This window comes from Borrelia tillae, assembly GCF_055693965.1.
On the sequence record NZ_CM146346.1, the window covers coordinates 613,101 to 631,552 of the forward strand.

Below are 18,452 nucleotides of genomic sequence, written 5' to 3' on the forward strand. Positions count from 1 at the left end.
GTTATTTTATTCATTTTGTTTATTAATAATTTATGCTTTTATTAAAGATAATTATGTAATATATGAGGTATTATGGTTTCTTTTAATTTTAAAGATTATGTTTATTGTAAAGCGCAAAAAATTGTGATGATGAGGGGCAATAAGGCTAGTATAGTTTTTCCTGAAAGTAATGATGTTAGGATTTTACAGGCAACTATTATCCTGTTAAAGAAAAAACTTGCAGGACTTGTAGTGCTTCTTGGATGCGAAAATGAGGTTTTTAGAATATTAAAAGAATTTGTGGGAGCTAGAGATGATATTCTAGCGATGATAAGAGTTATAGACCCCAAATCTTTTAAAAATTTGAATTGGTATTTAGATGAATATTATAGTTTACGACATAATAGTAAATTAACTTTAAATAAAGCTAGGGCAGAGCTTTTAGATGAAATTGTTTTTGCTATGATGATGGTAAGACTTGGCGAGGTTAAAACATGTGTTTGTGGTGCCTTAGCACTTTCTGCTAAAGTTTTAAAGAATGTATTTACAATACTTCCTAAACTTGATGATACTAAACTTGTGTCTTCTTTTATGATTATGGATACCGGCAATGTTTTAAATAAGTTTAATACGTCGTGTTTTGGGTATGATGGAATTTTATTGTTTGCTGATTGCGCTGTAGTGATCAGTCCAGATTCTTTGCAGCTTGCAGAAATTGCAATACAGAGCGCCAATTCATTTAAGAATATTTTTAGTGCTGAGCCAAAAGTTGCTCTTTTAAGCTTTTCTACAAAAGGCTCCGCTCATTCTGTGGAAGTTGAAAAGGTAAGAGGTGCCTTAGAGATTGTGAAAGGTAAATGCGCGGATTTAATTATTGATGGCGAATTGCAAGTTGATGCGGCTTTAGTCAAAAGTGTAGCAGATAAAAAATGTAGTAATTCCTTGGTTGCAGGTGATGCAAATGTACTGATTTTTCCTAGTCTGGAGTCTGGCAATATTGGATATAAACTTGTTGAGAGATTAGCTTCTGCTAAAGCCTATGGGCCTTTTTTGCAAGGTCTTAAAAATCCTGTTAGTGATTTATCAAGAGGTTGTTCTGTAGATGATATCGTATTAGCAAGTGCTTTGATGATCTGTAGTTAGTTTATTGGAAATGTCAATGAATTCTTTGACAGAAATTTCTTCAGGTCTTTTATTTAAGAATTTTTTTAAGAAGTCTGCTTCAAGAATATTTTTATCTTGAATAAAATTAACAATTGTATTTTTAATTTTTTTTCTGCGACTTGTGAATACTGTTCTGACCAATTTGTTGAATAATGTAAAATCTTTAATTGCCTTTTTGCAAGGAATGAGCTTAAGTGTCGTTGATTTTACTTTAGGAATTGGATAAAAATTCTTTTTATCAATATCCATTATTTTAATTACATTAAAATGTGATTGAACTAGTACCGTAAATGATGAATAATTTTTATTCCCCCTTTCTGCAAGCATTCTATCTGCCAGTTCTTTTTGTACCGTTAGTACCATGTGAATTAAGATTTCATCTTCAATAAGTATTGATATTACTTTTGATGCAATGTTATAAGGCAAATTTGAAAATATTTTGTTAATGTTTTTTTGTTCTTGCTTGTATGTTTTTAAAAAATCACCTTCTACCAACTTAAAATTTTTAAATTTACCAAATTTTTCATTTAAAATTTCTGAGTACTTAGGATCAATTTCGAAAACTGTCAGAAAATTTGCTTTTTTAAGTAAGATAATTGTCATTGCCCCAAGTCCTGGTCCTATTTCCCAAATTTTATCATTGTTTTTAATTTCAAGCGCATCTATGATTTTTGTTCTTATATGTTCATTAATTAAGTAGTTTTGTCCCCATATTTTTCGTGGAGCTATATTTTTGTTTTCAAGTACACTTTTGATACTATTGATACTGTTATAATTTATGTTCATACATATTAAAGATAATAGCATATTGTATTTAGGATTTTTTTAGTATTTTATGATTCTGTTGAGGCATCTTTTTTCTTGTTCTAATTTATAAATCATATAAATTATCGTTAGTATGCTTAAGATTAAAAATATTCTTATGTTATGATTTTGAATTGCTGGAAATTTGCTAAAGATAATAGCTGTGTCTTGTATTGTTTTGACTATATAGGTGTTTATTAGATCAAAGAATAAAAACAGGTGTGTGTTTACGATATAGGCTCCTAAACTCAATATTGTTATTATGAGAAACATTAGCATTAAAGGAGTAATGATTAGATTTGATAGTATTGATATTGGTTGGAGATTTAAATCATTAACATAAAGAATTGGAGCTATTGAGATTTGAATTAAGAGGGTTGTAAAAATTGGCGATATAAACTTATTTAACTTATATCTTTGATTAATGATAAGAGAAATTGATATCCCAAGTACTGCAAGATAAGACAACTTTAATCCTATTGAATTTAGTGTGTGTGGTAATATTATGGCATTTATTATAAAACTGATTGACAATGTGCTAAGCAGGTTAATTTTTCCATACACTGATTTGTAGAGCATAAATGTTTCTATCATTATAAATGCTCTTAGTGCAGCCGGAGAAAAGTTTGTTAATATTAGGTAATTGAGTAGTATTATACTTAAGATTGCATATTTAAGTTTTTCACTTTTGACTATAAGAAGTAAGTAATAGATTATAAGATAAATTAGATAAAAATGTAGACCAGATACCACCAAGATATGTGATATGCCTGCTTTTTGAAATATTAGACTTTCATATTTTGTTATATCCGATTTATTATTTGTTAGAATTGCTTTTGAAAAATGAGAATATTTGATGCTGATTGAGTTTAAAAACCGAGTTATTACCTCATTATATTTTTCTCTGATTTTTACTAACAGAGGTCTTTTGATAAGTTGTATTTTATTATTTTGAATTTTAATTATATCCCCAATACAATATTTATTTTTAATATTTTTGAATATGAATTTATGTTTTTGACCAAGTCCATCTATTGCTTCAATTTTAATCTTTAAGTATTTTGTAAGATATGTGATATTGACTACTTGATACAAATTATCATTAAGTCTTTTAAAATTTAGGCTGATTTCAAAGATGATTAGCAAGCTTATACTAATCATAAATGTTAGAGATAAATGGGCATTTCTTTTTATTAAGAAAATTAACATTAAGATTAAATTTAAATATAATGGATTTAAGTTTAAGTAATATTTTGTTAATAAAGTTGATGCGCTTATTATAAATAATAAAATCACTGAAATTTTCTCTTAAGTTAAGTATATATTAAATATATCAAAAATATGTCAGCTCATTTTAAAACGTTAATTATTATGAAGTTTGACAATCTTCTATTTATATATCTATAATTTATTATGACATTGTTAAATAAGTACCCTTTAAAATATGCTTTTTTAGAACTTATACTATCTTATTTTATAATTACTTGTATTTCGCCTTTTGATAATGTTAATGTTAATCTTTGGAACTCAATTCAAAATCATTATTATTATTGGTTATATAGCGCTTTTTTGATTTTTTTTGTTGTGCATTTTGCTAGGTTAACAAGTTCTTATGATTTTAGGGACGAGTTTTTGATACCCGAGTTTAAGTTCGTATTTATTTGGCAAGCATTTTTGGTTTTTGTTAAGTTGCTTATTTGTATTTTTTGCCTATTAGGTATAGTTTTATGTATTGCATATTTTTTCCCAGGATTATTACATTTATGGTCTAAGTCAGATGAAATTGATTTTGTATGGAATATAGGTAGCAAAACATCGCTTTATTTAATGGCTATTACATCTCTTTTTACAGGAGGCATTGAAGAATTATTTTATAGAGCTTTTATTATTACCAAACTTAAGCAAATGGGGATTGCTTCGTTGGTTGCAGCACTTTTGAGTAGTATTATTTTTGCTTATGGACATTTATATTATGGTTTTATTGGTTTTTTTGTTACATTAATTTTTGGGGGAATTTTATCTTATATATATTTAATATATAAAAATATATATTATGCAATTTTTGTTCATGGTTTTTATAATATTTTTGTTAGTGTTTTGCTCTTTTTATTAAATTAATTAAGGAGGATTTATGTTGGATACCGTACCCAAGCGTTTTAGGGAAGTTGTAGGACTTTATGGTGAGCTTGATATTTTTATTTATAGGGAAAATGAGTCTAAGGATTTTAAAAAGCAGATATACTCTGATTTTTGGAGTGAAGTTAAGAGTATTGGATGTGGTCTTTTGCATTATGGTATTAAAAAAGGTGAAAGAGTAGCTCTTATTTCTGATTCAAGAAGAGAATGGATTGTTATTGATGTTGCTGTTATGAGTTTAGGATGTGTTGATGTTCCAAGAGGTAATGATTCGTCTGAAGATGAATTATCTTATATTATGAATCATTCTGAGTCCAGTTTTGTTTTTGTGGAGAATGCCAAACAGCTTCAAAAAATCCTTTCTAAAAAACATGAGCTTAAATTTATTAAACATGTTGTTATTATTGATGACAATAAACTTTATGAAGATAAATTGGGAGATATTACGATTATCTCTTATAAGAAACTGCTAAGCTTGGGGTATGAGTATTTGAAAGATAATCCTAAGATGTTTGACCTTGAGCTTGAAAAGGTTTCTGGAAAAGATATTGCTACCATAATATATACATCAGGGACTACAGGATTGCCTAAAGGAGTTGTACTTCGTCATGAGTCTTTTATCTTTCAATTAGATAGGATCCATGATTATTTGCCTACCCTTGAACCGGGGAAAATAATGATCTCTATTCTTCCTCTTTGGCATTCATTTGAGAGAACCTGTGAATATATAGTTATCCTTAGTGGCATAGCAATTGCTTATTCAAAACCTATAGGACCTATTTTACTTAAAGATTTTGCAGCTTTAAATCCTACTGCAATTATTTCTGTTCCAAGAATTTGGGAGGGTATCAGGAGCGGTATTATTAAAAAAGTATCAGAATCATTTTTTAAGAGAGTTTTATTTAATTTTTTCTTAAAGGTGGGAATGATTTATGTAAAGCTTAATGAAAAAATTTTAGGACTTGTTCCTGTTTATAAGAAGTCAAATTTTTTAGTTTCATTTTTAAAGAAAATTATTTTTCTTACTGGATTAATTTTAATTTCACCTCTTAAATTTTTAGGTCATATTTTAATTTTTAGAAAAATTAAGAAGGCATTTGGAAGAAGATTTGAATTTGGTATTTCTGGCGGTGGGGCTTTGATAGATTATGTTGATTATTTCTTCAAAACTGTGGGTATTTTAGTGCTTGAAGGTTATGGTCTGACAGAAACGGGACCCGTTTTGAGTGTAAGACGTCTTAAGACACCTGTTGCAAATACCGTTGGCCCTTTATTGCCAGATGTTGAGTATAGAGTAGTTGATGGCAATGGCAATTCTTTGCTTCCTGGTGAGAAAGGTGAACTTTGGGTAAGGTCTCCTCAGGTTATGAGTGGTTATTTTAAAGATGAAGCTACAACAAAAGAAGTTTTGACACGAGATGGTTGGTTTAAGACAGGTGATTTAGTTTGTGCAACAATTAATAATGAAATTTCAATTGTTGGAAGAACTAAAGATACAATTGTATTAAGAGGTGGAGAAAATATTGAACCTGAACCTATTGAAAGAGCTTTATCTAAATCTTTGTTTATTGAGAATGTTGTGGTTGTAGGGCAAGATCAAAAATTTTTGGGCGCTGTGATTGTGCCTAATTTTGAAATTCTTGAGAAGTGGGCTACCTCTAATGAGGTAGTGTTTTCTTCTTATGATGATTTAATATCCAATGAGTCTGTTAACAAACTTTATTCTAAATGTGTTTCAGATATAGTGAATTCTAAGTCTGGATTTAAGAGCTTTGAAAAAATTGCTGGATTCGTTTTATTACGAGATGCCTTTGTTATTGGCGAGGAGCTTACTAATACTCTTAAGCTTAAGAGATATTATATATTTGAGAAGTATCATAAAAAAATAATGTCAATCTTTAGTAAAGATGATTGCGAGTTATTATAATGTGTGTAGAATAAGATGGTATAAATTTAATTGTGGATTTGACACTTGAGTTTTGACAACTACATCTTTTGCATGTAGGGAATGTTAAGTAAATTCATACAATTTTTTATTGTTTGTAAAACTGTCTTTGATAAGATTATTCTTGCATGCGTAAGTTCAAGATCTTGATCTATTATTTTTGTGTCTTGATAGTATGTACTGAAACTTTTTGCAAGTAAGTAAGAATAATTAACTATAACGGAAGGATTAAGATCCTTTGAAGCTTTAATTATATGTTCTTCAAATTCAGATATAATCTTGATTATTTCCCATTCTTTTTCATTTGATAAAAGAGCAAAATCAATATTGTTGTTAGATTTTTTATAAGATAAATTTAGTTCATCATACTTTTCAAGAATACTATTAATTCTTGCTCCTACATATTGAATATATGGACCCGAATTCCCAGTGAATGATAGACTTTCTTCTTTGTTGAAGAGTATATCCTTGTGTATTGTCGTTTTGAGTAAATAATAATGAAGAGCCCCTAATGATATATTTAATGCAATTTGTTGATGATTTTGTTTGTGGAAATTTCTATCCTTTAGCTCTAGTATAATCAGGTTTTTTAGGTCATGAATTAGATTGTCAGCATCAATTACATTGCCTTCTCTTGATTTCATTTTACCTTCAGGCAGGTTTACCATGCCATATGATAAGTGTCTGAGATTGTTCTCTTTTGTGATACCCAATTTATTTGCAACATAAAATAAAGTTTTAAAATGATAAACTTGTTCACTTCCAACTACATAGATCATTTCGTCAAAATTAAATTCATTTTTTCTAGTTACTATATTTCCTAAATCTTGAGTTAAATAAATAGATGTACCATTGGCTCTTAAGAGTACTTTTTGTTTAAACTTTTGATTAGTGATTTCATTTTCTTCTGTAGGTATGTCAATGCATATTGCACCATCTTTTCTTTTATAGCATAAACCTTCTTCTAATCCTTTAAGTATAATTTCTCGCCCAAGCTTAAATATTTCGCTTTCAAGGTAAATTTTATCGAATGTGATGTTTGTAAGCTCATAAGTTGCTTTAATGCCCTCAATTGCCCATTTGTTTAATTTTTTCCAGAGTTGTACAGTGTCTGTATCGCCTTTTTCCCATTGACACAACAATTCTTGTATTTCAGATTCTGCTATTTCATTGTCTTTAGCATATTCATTGTATTTTACATAGAAATCACCTATAAGATGATCTCCTTTTTTGAAGGAGAGTTCAGGAGTCGTATTATTACCAAATTTTTTGTAAGCGAGCATGGATTTGCAGATGTGTGTTCCTCTATCATTGATCAGGTTTATTTTTGTTACCTTTGCACCAGAAGCTTTTAATATTCTTGATAAGCTTTCTCCTATAATGTCATTTCTAAGATGTCCTATATGTAATGGTTTGTTTGTATTTGGTGATGAAAATTCTATTATTATTTTTTTGTTTTGAAGTGTATTATTTGTTCCATATTTGTCCTTTTGTTCATTGACTTTTTTGATTGTGTCTTCAATGTATTCTTTTCTGTTGAATTTGATGTTTAAGTAAGGCCCCATTGAATCAATTTCATATTGATTTTCAATCTGTTTGATAAGCTCTGCAATAATTATAGATGGATTGCGTTTTAAGATTTTACTAAATTCAAATATTGGTATTGATAAATCCCCCATTTCACTTTTTGGAGGTTTTTGCATTACAATATTTATTGTTGAAATATTAATGTTTTCTCTTAATGCCATTGTTTTTATAGTTTTGCTAATTTTGTTCTTCAAATCTTTTTTTATTTTATTGATCATTTTTTTTCCTTTTGATATTTATTAATATGTTAATTAACAAGAAAGCTAAGGATGCTATTAGGAAAACATTTGAACTATAGGCTTGTGTTTGAAGGCTATTGCTATATTTAATGATTGATAATTTAATGTTGAAAAATTTTAGGCTGCCAGTATTTAATATTTCTCTAAAAAGTGAAATTATTGTGCTTAGTGATATGAATATTATTATTGGTAATTTAGAGTATTGGAATATTTCTGCTGAGTCTTTTAAGTTTTTAAAAGGTTCATTTTTGTGAAATGAGATTATTATGACTATTAAAATGGGGATTGAGAATCTTAAATTTTCATAAAGAATAGGAGTTGCATAATACATAAATAGGTAAGTTAAGCTTACAATAATTCCTATTATTAGCAGATAAATTGCTAATATTTGCTTTCTAAGTCTACCACCTATTTGTTTAATAATTATTGCTGGGAGTAAAATACAGATTGAAATCCAAATTGATATTATGATGCCTTCTAAGAAATTTTTTGTATAGGCAAAGATTGGAAAGAGCATTAAAGAAGTTTTTAGGTATTTATCTGTGATGTAAAATATTTTATTTTGCATAATTTTGCCTTTATCTATTTTGTTTTGAATTGATTTGTATCTGTTTTGATTTCTGCGATATGATCTGAGTTTGTTGTTCCAAAAGTTCTGATGCTTTCAATTGCTTCTATTAGTTTTTTAATTTCTTCTTTTAATCCTTTCATTGAATTTGAAACCGTGATATTAATTTCTTCTAGAACGGAAACCGTTTTGATTATCTCTTTATTCCCTCTGAACATTTCATTAGATCCTATTTTTACCTCATATGTTATTTCTCTCATTGTATTCAAGGCTTTTAAAATTTCTTGACTGCCAATTGATTGTTCTTGCATGGTGTGATTGATTTCTTCTATCACTTGAACTACAAGATTAATTGAATTAAATATCTGATTGAAAGCTTTATTTGTAAGCTCGGATGTTTTTACTGTTTGATTTATTGAATCCATTATTTCATTTATTGATGCTGCAACTGACTCAGATTGTGACGTTACTTGCTCTGCAAGGTCTTTAATTTCTTCTGCTACTATTGCAAAACCTTTCCCAGCTTCCCCTGCATGAGACGCTTCAATAGCGGCATTCATAGATAGCAAGTTAGTTTGGCTTGCTATGGACGATATTAATGCATTAGCTTCTTGGAGTCTTGTTGAATTTTTATAAATATCTTTGATGCGCATAATAACTTCTTCTTGTTTTTTTCTACCATCATCGGAAAATACTTTAAGTTCTTCTGTGCTTTTTGCAGCTTTTTGTGTTATTTCTGTAACTGATTGTATGCTTCCTATCATTTCTTCAATAGCTGAGGATGATTCTTCAACACTTGCAGCTTGGGTTTCAATTGAGTTGTCAAGCGATGAAATATTTTTAGATAAGTTTTCTATTGTGTTTGTTGTATTTGAAATGAACTCAACTTGTTTTTCTATCTCACCTTGTGTTTTTTCTATATATTTATTTGAATTTGTTATTGTATCATAAGCTTTATTTATTTCATTAAATAGTAAGTCACCGTTTTCTTTTAGCAATCTTACTCTACCTTGTAGTGAATTTATTACATTTTTTAGATTTTCAATGAAATGTCCGAAATGATTTATTGTTGCACTTATTGAGTCTTTTCCTTTTGATGCAATTTTGATTGTGAGGTCGCCCTCTTTGACTTTTGGAATAATATCATTAAGTTTTTCTATTTTTGATATGATTAATTTTTTGATTGTGATGATCATAATTAATATAAATAATATTACGAGTAATATTATTGTTGATATTGACATTAATTTGATATTTTGTAGTTCATGTGAAAATATGTGATTATAATTCATTCTTATTGCTAAATACCAAGGTGAAGATGTAAGTCTTATAATAGATATTATATTGTTATTGAAACTGGCGCTATAGTTGCTTTTTCTCTGATTTATTGCATTTAATAATGAATTTGTCATTTCTGTATTATTTTCAAGCAATACAGAAATGGATAATTTAATAGGTTTAAGCGTCTCTTCATCTTGTTCACCAAAAATATCTCCTTTATTGTTGATCGCATATATTTGGAAGTAATGGGAGCTTTTGTGGTTGTTGTGCCTTTCTAATAAAGATCTCTCTAAAAGCAGAAATATATTGTTTCTTAGTGTCCTTATCTGTTCTAATATATCTACATATAAAACGACATATCCATTATGCTTGCTAAGCATATCTTGTTTTGAAATTTGGGAATTATTTGTAGTTTTGAAACCATTTGGCTCCGTTTGGGGAAGCTTATAAAGAATAGGCACATATGATTTATTATTTATCATTATTAAATCTTGGCTTAATAGAAGTGTATTATGAGCATCTGCATTATTGTCAGCTTTCATTTCTTGTAAATTTATGTAAGAGTTTAATCTTTTCTCATTGTTTGAATATAATATTTTTCCGTTTTTGTCTGTATATTCTACTAGCTTGATGTATGATGGGAATAAGCTTAAATGGTCAGTGGATATTATATTTGTTAAGGGGGCATTTTTTTGTGTATTCAAATTCGGGTGACTATTTTTAACAAATTTATCAATGGCGATTAACATATTTCTTGTGTCTCTAGAGAAACTTCTTATCATGATATTGTTGACGAATTTTGTGAAACTTTGAAGTTCTTTTGTTATTATTTTTTTATACCCATGATCTAACAGTAGGAAAATGATTGTAGCAATAATAATTGTATAAATTACAATAACAATATTAAATTTATAAAAAAGAGTGGAACTGGAATGATTTTTTTTCATTTACGGCCTCACAAAACTTTCTACAAAATATTATAACTAACTAGTATTATATACGTTTTATTATATAATACTACATATATAGAATAATAAAATATATTATTATATTGATTATTTATGTGGCACTTAGAGGGTGCTATATGCTTTAAAATAGCTTGAAATTTTATTTTTATAGGTTTGATTTATTGGAGAAATTTTTTTATGGGTGAGAATTTAGTCAATGTTAAATTAAAAAATATGAGTTTTCTTATCTGTTTCATATTTTTTATTTTTGTTTGTTTTGGTTTATTGTTTTTAGGTCAAGCTTATTTAAACTATAAAAATAGATATTTGGAGCGTGTTGAATCTGATTTTAAACTGTTATCAAATAATGTGGCGTTTCAGATAAAAAATAAATATGATAATGCTGTTGGGGTTTTAAAAGATCTCATTAAGGATAACAAGGTATTAAGTGTTTTTCATAATGTTGCAAATAGTTTTATTAAAAGTGTTGATTTGCGTGTTATGGATTTGGACACAAGTATTGCTCTGTTTTTAAGTTCCGGTGGATTTAAGGAGATAAGCAAAGTTTTAGGTCATATCTCTCTTGAGGCGAATTCTTTGGAAGGTATTTTTTATGTTCCTTTTGGTCAAAATATTTTAATTTCAAATAAAAACTTTTCATTCTTGGGTATAAATGATATTACTCAAGATCCAATTTATTTAATTCCCGCAAAGAATCGAGTGACATATTATTCAAGTTATAAGAGAATAAGGAATAAACTTTATTCGGTTGTAAGCATGCCGGTTATGAATAATAATTCTGATGTTTTAGGCGTGATCTGTTTTTTTGTTTATTTTGATAATTTATTTTTTGATATTGAGAGCCAATTCAATTCTTATCTTAAGCTTATCAATGCAAATTATGAATTTTTTGTGGTTGATAGGGAGTTTAATCCTTTATTATTAAAACTTGATGACCTGAATATTAATGATTTTTCAGAAAACTATAAAAGCAGTATACTAAGCAAGGTTATAGATCTTGTCAAGGAACAGCCTAATATTTCTAGAGATGTTTTAAAGCACAAAACTTTTTCTTATGTTTTAAGCACTGCAAGAGTTGATGGAGATGGCATTCAAGGCATTATGTTAAATATGAGGCATCTTCCTTTTAGGTTTCAGTCAAATGCAATTTTTTTCTTAGGATTTATATTTTTTGCTTATCTAATTATGTTTTATTTTTGCAATAAGCTTGTTTTGCCTTTTATTGGAGATTTTAAGACTTTGCTTAAATATAAAAAAATAAGAGAGGATATTTTAAATCTTGACAATCCTGATTTAGAAATTCGGTATAATCTTTTATTTTTGCTTATATTAGTGCTGAATTTGATAAATTTTTTGCAAAAATTGCTAGCATTGGAGATAACATTAAGATTTATTTGCAAGACATGAGACAGTGTCTGAATGAGGTAAGCATACCTGATGAAAGTGTAAATAAGGTGCATACTAGTCTTGCTACTTACGATAGAATAGGAGATGTTTTTTCTAAGTTTGAGAGAGAAGTTGTGAATATTTTAAAGGATTTTGAGTCGATATCCAACCCCATTAGTGAGCATAATAAAAACATATTGGATATTGCTACTAAATTTGAAGAGAATGCCAATTCTTTTTATGGAATAGATAAGAATTTGGAACTTTTTAATAAAGTTGTTACATCAAGTTCTGCAAGTGTTGATAATATCAAGAGTAAGGTTTTTGAATTGAATTCTGTTTTTGAGAGTGTTAACAAGAATTTTTCTGAACTTTTGTCTCAAACTAATAACCTTCAGAGTGCAAATAAGCTATTGGTATTAATATCAGCTCAGACTAATATGCTTGCAATGAATGCAGCCATTGAAGCGGCCAAGGCTGGAGATGCCGGCAAAAGTTTTGCGGTTGTTGCAGAAGAGATTAGAAAACTGGCCATTAATTCCGGAAAATATTCATCAACTATTAAGGATGAGCTTAAGATAGTGAATAGTATCATTTCAGGTATAAGTTCAGAGATTGATGCTATTTATAAGGATTTTATTGATATCCAAGATAATATTGATAATAATTCTGTACAACACGAAAGAATTATTGCTACTCTTGCTAAGCATGTAAAAGAGATTGAAGAATTTAAGGATAAATATTTATCTCATGATATTAAAATTAAAGATACTAAGAATATGTGTAAGGAAATATTTAACAGTTATTTTGTTATAAGTGGGAAGTTTAATAATTTAAATAATGATTTAAATGAATTTAAGATTTCTAAGATGAGTTTAGATGCATTAGAGTCTTTGCGTGAATATATATCTTTAATTGATGGATATAAAGAAAGTGTTTCTAAGATGAAGGGTATTGTTGATAACATTAATAATGAATTGCGTGATATGTAAATACAATAAATCATTCAATAATAAATTTATTTATAAAATTTTTATTGTGAATTTTTATCGTGAAACCCGATATAGAGCACTTCTTCTTCAAGTAAAAAACCTGTTTTTACTTGAACTTCAGTTTTTACTTTTTCTATTAAAGTTTTGACATCTTTTGCAGTGGCGTTATTATCATTTATAATAAAATTACCGTGGTAATGGGATACTTTTGCCCCCCCAATTTGTAGTCCTTTTAAGTTACATTCTTCAATTATTTTTCCAGTAGGCTTGAAAAAGTTTTTATTATTTTTAAAAATACTGCCACTACTTGGAAAGAGGTAATGTCCTTTTTCTTTTCTATTTTGTTTATTTTTTTGCATGTTCTCTTCAATATATTTTTTATTTCCCTTTTTCAGGTTTAAGGTTGCTTTTAATATTACCGTGTTTTTATTTTGAAATGGTGAAACTTTATATGCAAATTCATTTTTTTTAAATTTTTTGCAAATGGTTTTTCCATTTTCGTCTACAAAAACAATCTGATCTAATATTTCAGAAATTTCGTTTCCAAAACATCTGGCATTCATCCAGATTGCCCCCCCAAGTGTTCCCGGGATCCCATATATGAATTCTAATCCGCTTAGTTCATTTTGTAATGCAAAATTACATAGATCGTCAAAATTAGTTCCGCATTCAGCAGTAATTTGATTATCTTTGAGTTCAATTTTATTTAAGTAGCCAGTGTATATTATAGGGAAATTAATATCTTTTTCATCGTTGATTAGTAGATTGGAGCCCCCCCCTAGAACAAATATTTTGACTTTTTCTTTTATTGCCATGCTGAATATGTGTTCTGTGTCTTTTATTGTTTTAGGGGCTAAAAATAATTTACAAAATCCCCCTATTCTATAAGTTGTATGATTTGCAAGATTTTCTGTTGTGGGTTTAATACTAATTTGTTTAAGGAAATTATTTATATTGTTAAACATGTTTCTTAATTTTATATTGGATTATTATTTTTTTCAAATTTGGATTAAAATTTATTTGGATTTAGTTGTGCTCAATTTGTCAAATTTTTTTAAATATACTAAACTTGTATAGTAAGTTATGTAGAGGTTACATTAATTACGATTTATTGTGGTATTTTTGATTTTTAGAGTTAATTTTCGCGGGATATAATGTTTCTTAAATTGTATAATACAAAGACAAAGAGTTTATTTGAAGTAAAAAATTTGACAAATACTAAGGTATATGCTTGTGGCCCTACTGTCTATAATTATGCTCATATAGGCAATCTTAGGACATATATTTTTGAAGATATTCTTATTAAGTCCTTAAGGTTATTGAAATATGATGTTAATCATGCAATGAATATTACTGATATTGGTCATTTAACGGGTGATTTTGATGGGGGAGAAGATAAAGTAGTTAAGGCTGCCCGAGAGAGAAGACTTACGGTTTATGAAATTAGTAATTTTTTTACAGAAGCTTTTTTTCGTGATTGTGAAAAATTAAATATAGCTTATCCTGATAAAGTGCTTATTGCAAGTAAATATGTTGAAAGTATGATAGAGATGGTTAAAGTCCTTGAAAAGAATGGATTTACATATTTTGTAAATGGTAATGTTTATTTTGATACTTCTCGTTTTAAAAGTTATGGGCAGATGGCAGGTATTAATCTAGAGCATGCTGGATGTTTTTCTATTTCAAGAGTTGAGGTAGATACATTAAAAAAGAATAAATTAGATTTTGTTTTGTGGTTTACAAATTCAAAATTCAAAGACCAGGAAATGAAATGGGATTCTCCTTGGGGCTTTGGCTACCCAAGTTGGCATTTAGAATGTGCTGCAATGAATTTGGATTATTTTAAAAGTAATCTTGATATCCATTTAGGTGGAGTTGATCATATTGGAGTGCATCACATTAATGAAATAGCGATAATGGAATGTTATTTAAATAAAAAATGGTGTGACATATTTGTCCATAGTGAATTTTTAATTATGGAAGATGAAAAGATGTCAAAATCAAATAGTAATTTTATTACTATGCAGGATTTAGAAGATAATGGATTCTCACCTTTAGACTTTAGGTATTTTTGTTTAACGGCACATTATAGAACTCAACTTAAGTTTGCTTTTGACCATTTGAGGGCCTGTAGGGCGGCTAGAAAGAATATGCTTAGTAAGTTAACTTTTCTTTATTCGTCATTAAATCAATCTGATATGTCATTATTTTACAAATATGATGGCAATATTGAATCTGATCTAGGGAATGAATATTATAATAATTTTTTGGAAAAAATAGCTTTGGATTTAAATATTCCTCAGGTATTGGCATTGTTATGGGATATTATCAAAAATGATGATTTAGATATTATTTTAAGACTTAAACTTGTCTTTAAGTTTGATGAAGTTTTATCCTTGAGTTTAAAGGAAGGAGTGCTTAGAGAGATTAATAAGGATAGAATTACTCTTGATGAGACTATGAATGCTTTATTAGAGGAGAGGCGTCTTGCTAAGTTAAGAAAAGATTTTAAGCGGGCTGATGAGATTAGGGAATATTTTTGTTCTAAAGGGTTTGTGTTAATTGATACTCAAGAGGGAACTGAGGTTAAAAGAGGTTAGTTTTTGGCAATCTTTTTCAAGAGCAGGTATTTTGTTTTAATTCTAGTTTTTCTAATTTTTTTTGGCCTATTCATTTTTTCTGGATTTTTGTTTTATTTAAAGCCTGTAATCTATGAGATATCACCAATGCCTGCTTCTCATAAAAATATAATTACAATTAAAGGATATAATTTAGGTAATAACGTTGGTGAGATTAATATTAATGGTCATTATTTAATGAAAAGTAGTATTGTTAACTGGAGCGATGACAGAGTAATTTTTAAAATTACAGATGAGATCAACTCAGGTCTTATTTTCATAAAGAGTGACAAGGGAATTAGTAATGAGCTCTTTCTTGTGATTAGTCGACAAGTTCCAATTAAACTTGATGGGCAAGATAAGCCTTTGATCTTTGCTGCTCAGGATTTAAGTTTAATGACAAATGTTCCTGTTACATTAAGGGGGAGAAATTTAGTACCAATTTCTGATGCTGACTCTGTTGAAGTATTGATTCAGACTGAACGCGAACTTTATAAAGTTGCTCCTCAAGATATATTTGTGCTTGGTAAAGAGGATATTAAATTTATTCCCCCAAAGACCTTGCATGCTGATGGTGATATTTTTTTGTTAGTTGATGGAGTGAAAACTAATAAAATACCTTTTACTTTTAAGACTAATTTTTTTAGGTGGAATTTAAAGAAAACTAAAACTTTTAAAATATCTCATAAAATTTATTTTGTTAAAGTTGACAATAAGGATTCTAGTTTAACGTTAGATGATATCAATTTTAATGTCTTTTATTTAAGTCCAATTGAAAATGAAAGACAAAAAATTAAGGTTTCAGACAATAATGGAACTGCTTTGGATTTAAATAATTTATTCTTTAAAAGTTTAAAGTCAAATACCTATCATTTACAGTTTGAAGTTGAGACTTGTAAATTGGATTTAGATATTGTTAATAGAAAGGCTTTAGAGAGCATTAAGGTAAGTACTAATAGTGATATATATGAATTTAAAACTTATGTTTTAAATAAGAGAAATCGTTATTTGTTTTATGATTCACTTGATTTAAGTTCAATTAATTTGCATATAACAGTTAAGGATTCGGCTTATGAATTGGCAAAATCTATTATTGATGCTTTAATTTCTCACTTTACTGTTACAGATAATGATTTAACTTTGGATGAGTCTATTAAGAAGAGAGAAATTTCAGCTGATAACTTGATCTTGCTTACTAATCTGTTATTTTTGCGTAATAATATTCCTTTAAGAAATGCAGTTGGATTTTATTTGATCCCGAGTCTTCTAGTCTGAAGGGGCATAGTTGGTGTGAATTTTTTTTAGAGCATATTGGATTTATTTATTTTGATATAGTAAATGCAGTATCATTTAGGGATAGATCTAATTATTTTGTAAATATGTCAGAGAATTATATTCATTATGGGTACAGGGAAGATTATGATGACTTATTATTTAATGATTATTTAGATTTGGTAATGTTTAAGTATAAAAGTTTAACAAATAGTAATTACTCTTTGGATTATAAGGTTACTTTGGAGGAAGATATTAATGAAAGATACCATTCTGTTTGATTTAATTGCAAGAGAAGCTAAGAGAGAAAGAGAAAATATTGAATTAATTGCTTCAGAAAATTTTGTCTCATCAAGTATAAGACAGGCTGTTGGAAGTATTTTGACTAATAAGTATGCTGAAGGTTATCCTTCGAAGAGGTATTATGGTGGATGTTCTGTTGTTGATGATATTGAGAATTTGGCTATATCGCGAGCAAAAGAGCTTTTTGGTGCAAATTATGTCAATGTTCAGCCCCATAGTGGTTCTCAAGCTAATATGGCTGCTATAATGGCACTTATTAAGCCTGGGGATAGAATTCTTGGCATGGAGCTATCTCATGGGGGGCATTTAACTCACGGTAGTAAGGTCAGTTTTTCTGGAATGCTTTTTGATGCATATTCTTATGGAGTGTCAAGAGAATCTGAGATGATTGACTATGATGATGTTATGAAGATAGCCAAGGAATGTAGACCTAATTTAATAATAGCAGGTGCTTCTTCGTATTCAAGGGAAATTGATTTTAAGAAATTTCGTGAAATAGCGGATGAGGTTTCGGCGTATCTTTTGTGCGATGTTGCACATACAGCAGGTCTTATTGTTACAGGTTTTCATAATTCTCCTATTGATGTTGCACATTTGACCACAAGTACCACTCATAAGACGTTAAGAGGACCTAGAGGGGGATTGATTCTTTCAGGTAAGGAGTCTGATATTAAAGTGAATTATAATGGTAGGGAAAGAATGTTGAGGGATGCTGTTGATTTCTGCGTGTTTCCAGGAACTCAGGGTGGCCCTTTAGTGCACGTTATTGCAGGAAAAGCAGTTGCGTTTGATGAAGCTTTAATGGATGATTTTAAAGATTATATTTCTAGAGTCATAATTAATACTAAGGCTATGGCTGAGTATTTTATATCAGAAAATTTTAGGATAGTAAGCGGTGGAACCGATAATCATTTATTTTTAGTTGATCTTGGTATTTTGGGTATTACAGGAGCTGATGCTGAGAGGATCCTTGAAAGTGTAAACATTACTCTTAATAAGAATGTGATTCCTTTTGATCTAAAGAGTCCTTCTGTGGCTTCTGGTATTCGAATTGGAGCTGCTGCCATTACTTCAAGGGGTTTAGATAGAGATAATTCTATTAAGGTTGCTCATTTTATTGTTAGGGCTTTAAAGGCTAAATCTGATAATGAGCTTAAGAGAATAAGACGAGAAGTTATAGAGTTTATTAGTGGTTTTAGTATGCCTTAAT

Annotated in this window: 13 protein-coding genes and 1 pseudogene; 8 read left to right on the forward strand and 6 right to left on the reverse strand. The window is 28.8% G+C overall.

Annotated elements, in window-relative coordinates:
* Positions 1 to 72 precede the first annotated feature (72 nt).
* Positions 73 to 1,122: a phosphate acetyltransferase gene (gene pta / locus ACWUD1_RS03025; protein ID WP_472756366.1), complete on the forward strand. Its 1,050-nt coding sequence runs from the start codon at positions 73 to 75 to the stop codon at positions 1,120 to 1,122.
* On the opposite strand, the gene rsmA is transcribed toward pta, so the two are convergent.
* Positions 1,093 to 1,950 carry a 16S rRNA (adenine(1518)-N(6)/adenine(1519)-N(6))-dimethyltransferase RsmA gene (gene rsmA / locus ACWUD1_RS03030; RefSeq protein WP_472756367.1) on the reverse strand — a complete coding sequence of 286 codons (858 nt, stop codon included), beginning with the start codon at positions 1,948 to 1,950 and terminating at the stop codon, positions 1,093 to 1,095. The two genes, pta and rsmA, sit on opposite strands and share 30 nt — an antisense overlap.
* An 18-nt stretch (positions 1,951 to 1,968) precedes the next feature.
* A complete protein-coding gene (locus ACWUD1_RS03035) occupies positions 1,969 to 3,243 on the reverse strand; it encodes a ComEC/Rec2 family competence protein (RefSeq protein ID WP_472756368.1) in 1,275 nt (424 codons plus the stop codon).
* 117 nt (positions 3,244 to 3,360) lie between these two features.
* Here ACWUD1_RS03035 and ACWUD1_RS03040 point away from each other — a divergent pair, with 117 nt between their 5' ends.
* Positions 3,361 to 4,065: a CPBP family intramembrane glutamic endopeptidase gene (locus ACWUD1_RS03040; RefSeq protein WP_472756369.1), complete on the forward strand. Its 705-nt coding sequence runs from the start codon at positions 3,361 to 3,363 to the stop codon at positions 4,063 to 4,065.
* 13 nt (positions 4,066 to 4,078) lie between these two features.
* The gene (locus ACWUD1_RS03045) at positions 4,079 to 6,010 is read left to right on the forward strand and encodes an AMP-binding protein (protein WP_472756370.1); all 1,932 of its coding nucleotides are present in this window, start codon (positions 4,079 to 4,081) and stop codon (positions 6,008 to 6,010) included.
* A 59-nt stretch (positions 6,011 to 6,069) separates the two neighbouring features.
* On the opposite strand, the gene argS is transcribed toward ACWUD1_RS03045, so the two are convergent.
* From argS to ACWUD1_RS03060, 3 genes are read right to left on the reverse strand one after another with little or no spacing between them, the layout of a single operon-like run.
* Entirely contained in the window at positions 6,070 to 7,833 is a 1,764-nt protein-coding gene (argS, locus tag ACWUD1_RS03050; RefSeq protein ID WP_472756371.1) for an arginine--tRNA ligase, read from the reverse strand.
* Positions 7,823 to 8,422: a hypothetical protein gene (locus tag ACWUD1_RS03055; protein WP_472756372.1), complete on the reverse strand. Its 600-nt coding sequence runs from the start codon at positions 8,420 to 8,422 to the stop codon at positions 7,823 to 7,825. The genes argS and ACWUD1_RS03055 overlap by 11 nt, the downstream gene beginning before the upstream one ends.
* A 14-nt stretch (positions 8,423 to 8,436) precedes the next feature.
* Positions 8,437 to 10,650, reverse strand: coding sequence for a methyl-accepting chemotaxis protein (locus ACWUD1_RS03060; protein WP_472756373.1), 2,214 nt, complete (start codon positions 10,648 to 10,650; stop codon positions 8,437 to 8,439).
* 198 nt (positions 10,651 to 10,848) lie between these two features.
* On the opposite strand from ACWUD1_RS03060, the gene ACWUD1_RS03065 reads away from it, so the two are divergent.
* On the forward strand, positions 10,849 to 12,078 hold the full coding sequence (locus ACWUD1_RS03065) for a hypothetical protein (RefSeq protein ID WP_472756374.1): 1,230 nt from the start codon (positions 10,849 to 10,851) through the stop codon (positions 12,076 to 12,078).
* On the forward strand, positions 12,075 to 13,049 hold the full coding sequence (locus tag ACWUD1_RS03070) for a methyl-accepting chemotaxis protein (protein WP_472756375.1): 975 nt from the start codon (positions 12,075 to 12,077) through the stop codon (positions 13,047 to 13,049). Before ACWUD1_RS03065 ends, ACWUD1_RS03070 begins: the two co-directional genes overlap by 4 nt.
* Before the next feature lie 41 nt (positions 13,050 to 13,090).
* On the opposite strand, the gene murB is transcribed toward ACWUD1_RS03070, so the two are convergent.
* Complete coding sequence (gene murB, locus ACWUD1_RS03075; RefSeq protein ID WP_472756376.1) at positions 13,091 to 14,014, reverse strand: UDP-N-acetylmuramate dehydrogenase; 924 nt, start codon at positions 14,012 to 14,014, stop codon at positions 13,091 to 13,093.
* Between the two features lie 189 nt (positions 14,015 to 14,203).
* Here murB and ACWUD1_RS03080 point away from each other — a divergent pair, with 189 nt between their 5' ends.
* The 3 genes and pseudogenes from ACWUD1_RS03080 (at position 14,204) to glyA (ending at position 18,451) form a co-directional block, all read left to right on the forward strand.
* The gene (locus ACWUD1_RS03080; protein ID WP_472756377.1) at positions 14,204 to 15,649 is read left to right on the forward strand and encodes a cysteine--tRNA ligase; all 1,446 of its coding nucleotides are present in this window, start codon (positions 14,204 to 14,206) and stop codon (positions 15,647 to 15,649) included.
* A gap of 3 nt (positions 15,650 to 15,652) precedes the next feature.
* A pseudogene (locus tag ACWUD1_RS03085) lies at positions 15,653 to 17,220 on the forward strand (IPT/TIG domain-containing protein).
* Positions 17,198 to 18,451, forward strand: coding sequence for a serine hydroxymethyltransferase (gene glyA / locus ACWUD1_RS03090; protein WP_472756378.1), 1,254 nt, complete (start codon positions 17,198 to 17,200; stop codon positions 18,449 to 18,451). The pseudogene ACWUD1_RS03085 and the gene glyA overlap by 23 nt, the downstream one beginning before the upstream one ends.
* Position 18,452 lies beyond the last annotated feature (1 nt).

Coding starts and splice junctions, on each gene's coding strand:
- pta (WP_472756366.1), top strand. CDS start 73: ATGGTTTCTTTTAATTTTAAAGATTATGTTTATTGTAAAGCGCAAAAA.
- rsmA (WP_472756367.1), bottom strand. CDS start 1,950: ATGCTATTATCTTTAATATGTATGAACATAAATTATAACAGTATCAAT.
- ACWUD1_RS03040 (WP_472756369.1), top strand. CDS start 3,361: ATGACATTGTTAAATAAGTACCCTTTAAAATATGCTTTTTTAGAACTT.
- ACWUD1_RS03045 (WP_472756370.1), top strand. CDS start 4,079: ATGTTGGATACCGTACCCAAGCGTTTTAGGGAAGTTGTAGGACTTTAT.
- argS (WP_472756371.1), bottom strand. CDS start 7,833: ATGATCAATAAAATAAAAAAAGATTTGAAGAACAAAATTAGCAAAACT.
- ACWUD1_RS03055 (WP_472756372.1), bottom strand. CDS start 8,422: ATGCAAAATAAAATATTTTACATCACAGATAAATACCTAAAAACTTCT.
- ACWUD1_RS03060 (WP_472756373.1), bottom strand. CDS start 10,650: ATGAAAAAAAATCATTCCAGTTCCACTCTTTTTTATAAATTTAATATT.
- ACWUD1_RS03065 (WP_472756374.1), top strand. CDS start 10,849: ATGGGTGAGAATTTAGTCAATGTTAAATTAAAAAATATGAGTTTTCTT.
- ACWUD1_RS03070 (WP_472756375.1), top strand. CDS start 12,075: ATGAGACAGTGTCTGAATGAGGTAAGCATACCTGATGAAAGTGTAAAT.
- murB (WP_472756376.1), bottom strand. CDS start 14,014: ATGTTTAACAATATAAATAATTTCCTTAAACAAATTAGTATTAAACCC.
- ACWUD1_RS03080 (WP_472756377.1), top strand. CDS start 14,204: ATGTTTCTTAAATTGTATAATACAAAGACAAAGAGTTTATTTGAAGTA.
- glyA (WP_472756378.1), top strand. CDS start 17,198: ATGAAAGATACCATTCTGTTTGATTTAATTGCAAGAGAAGCTAAGAGA.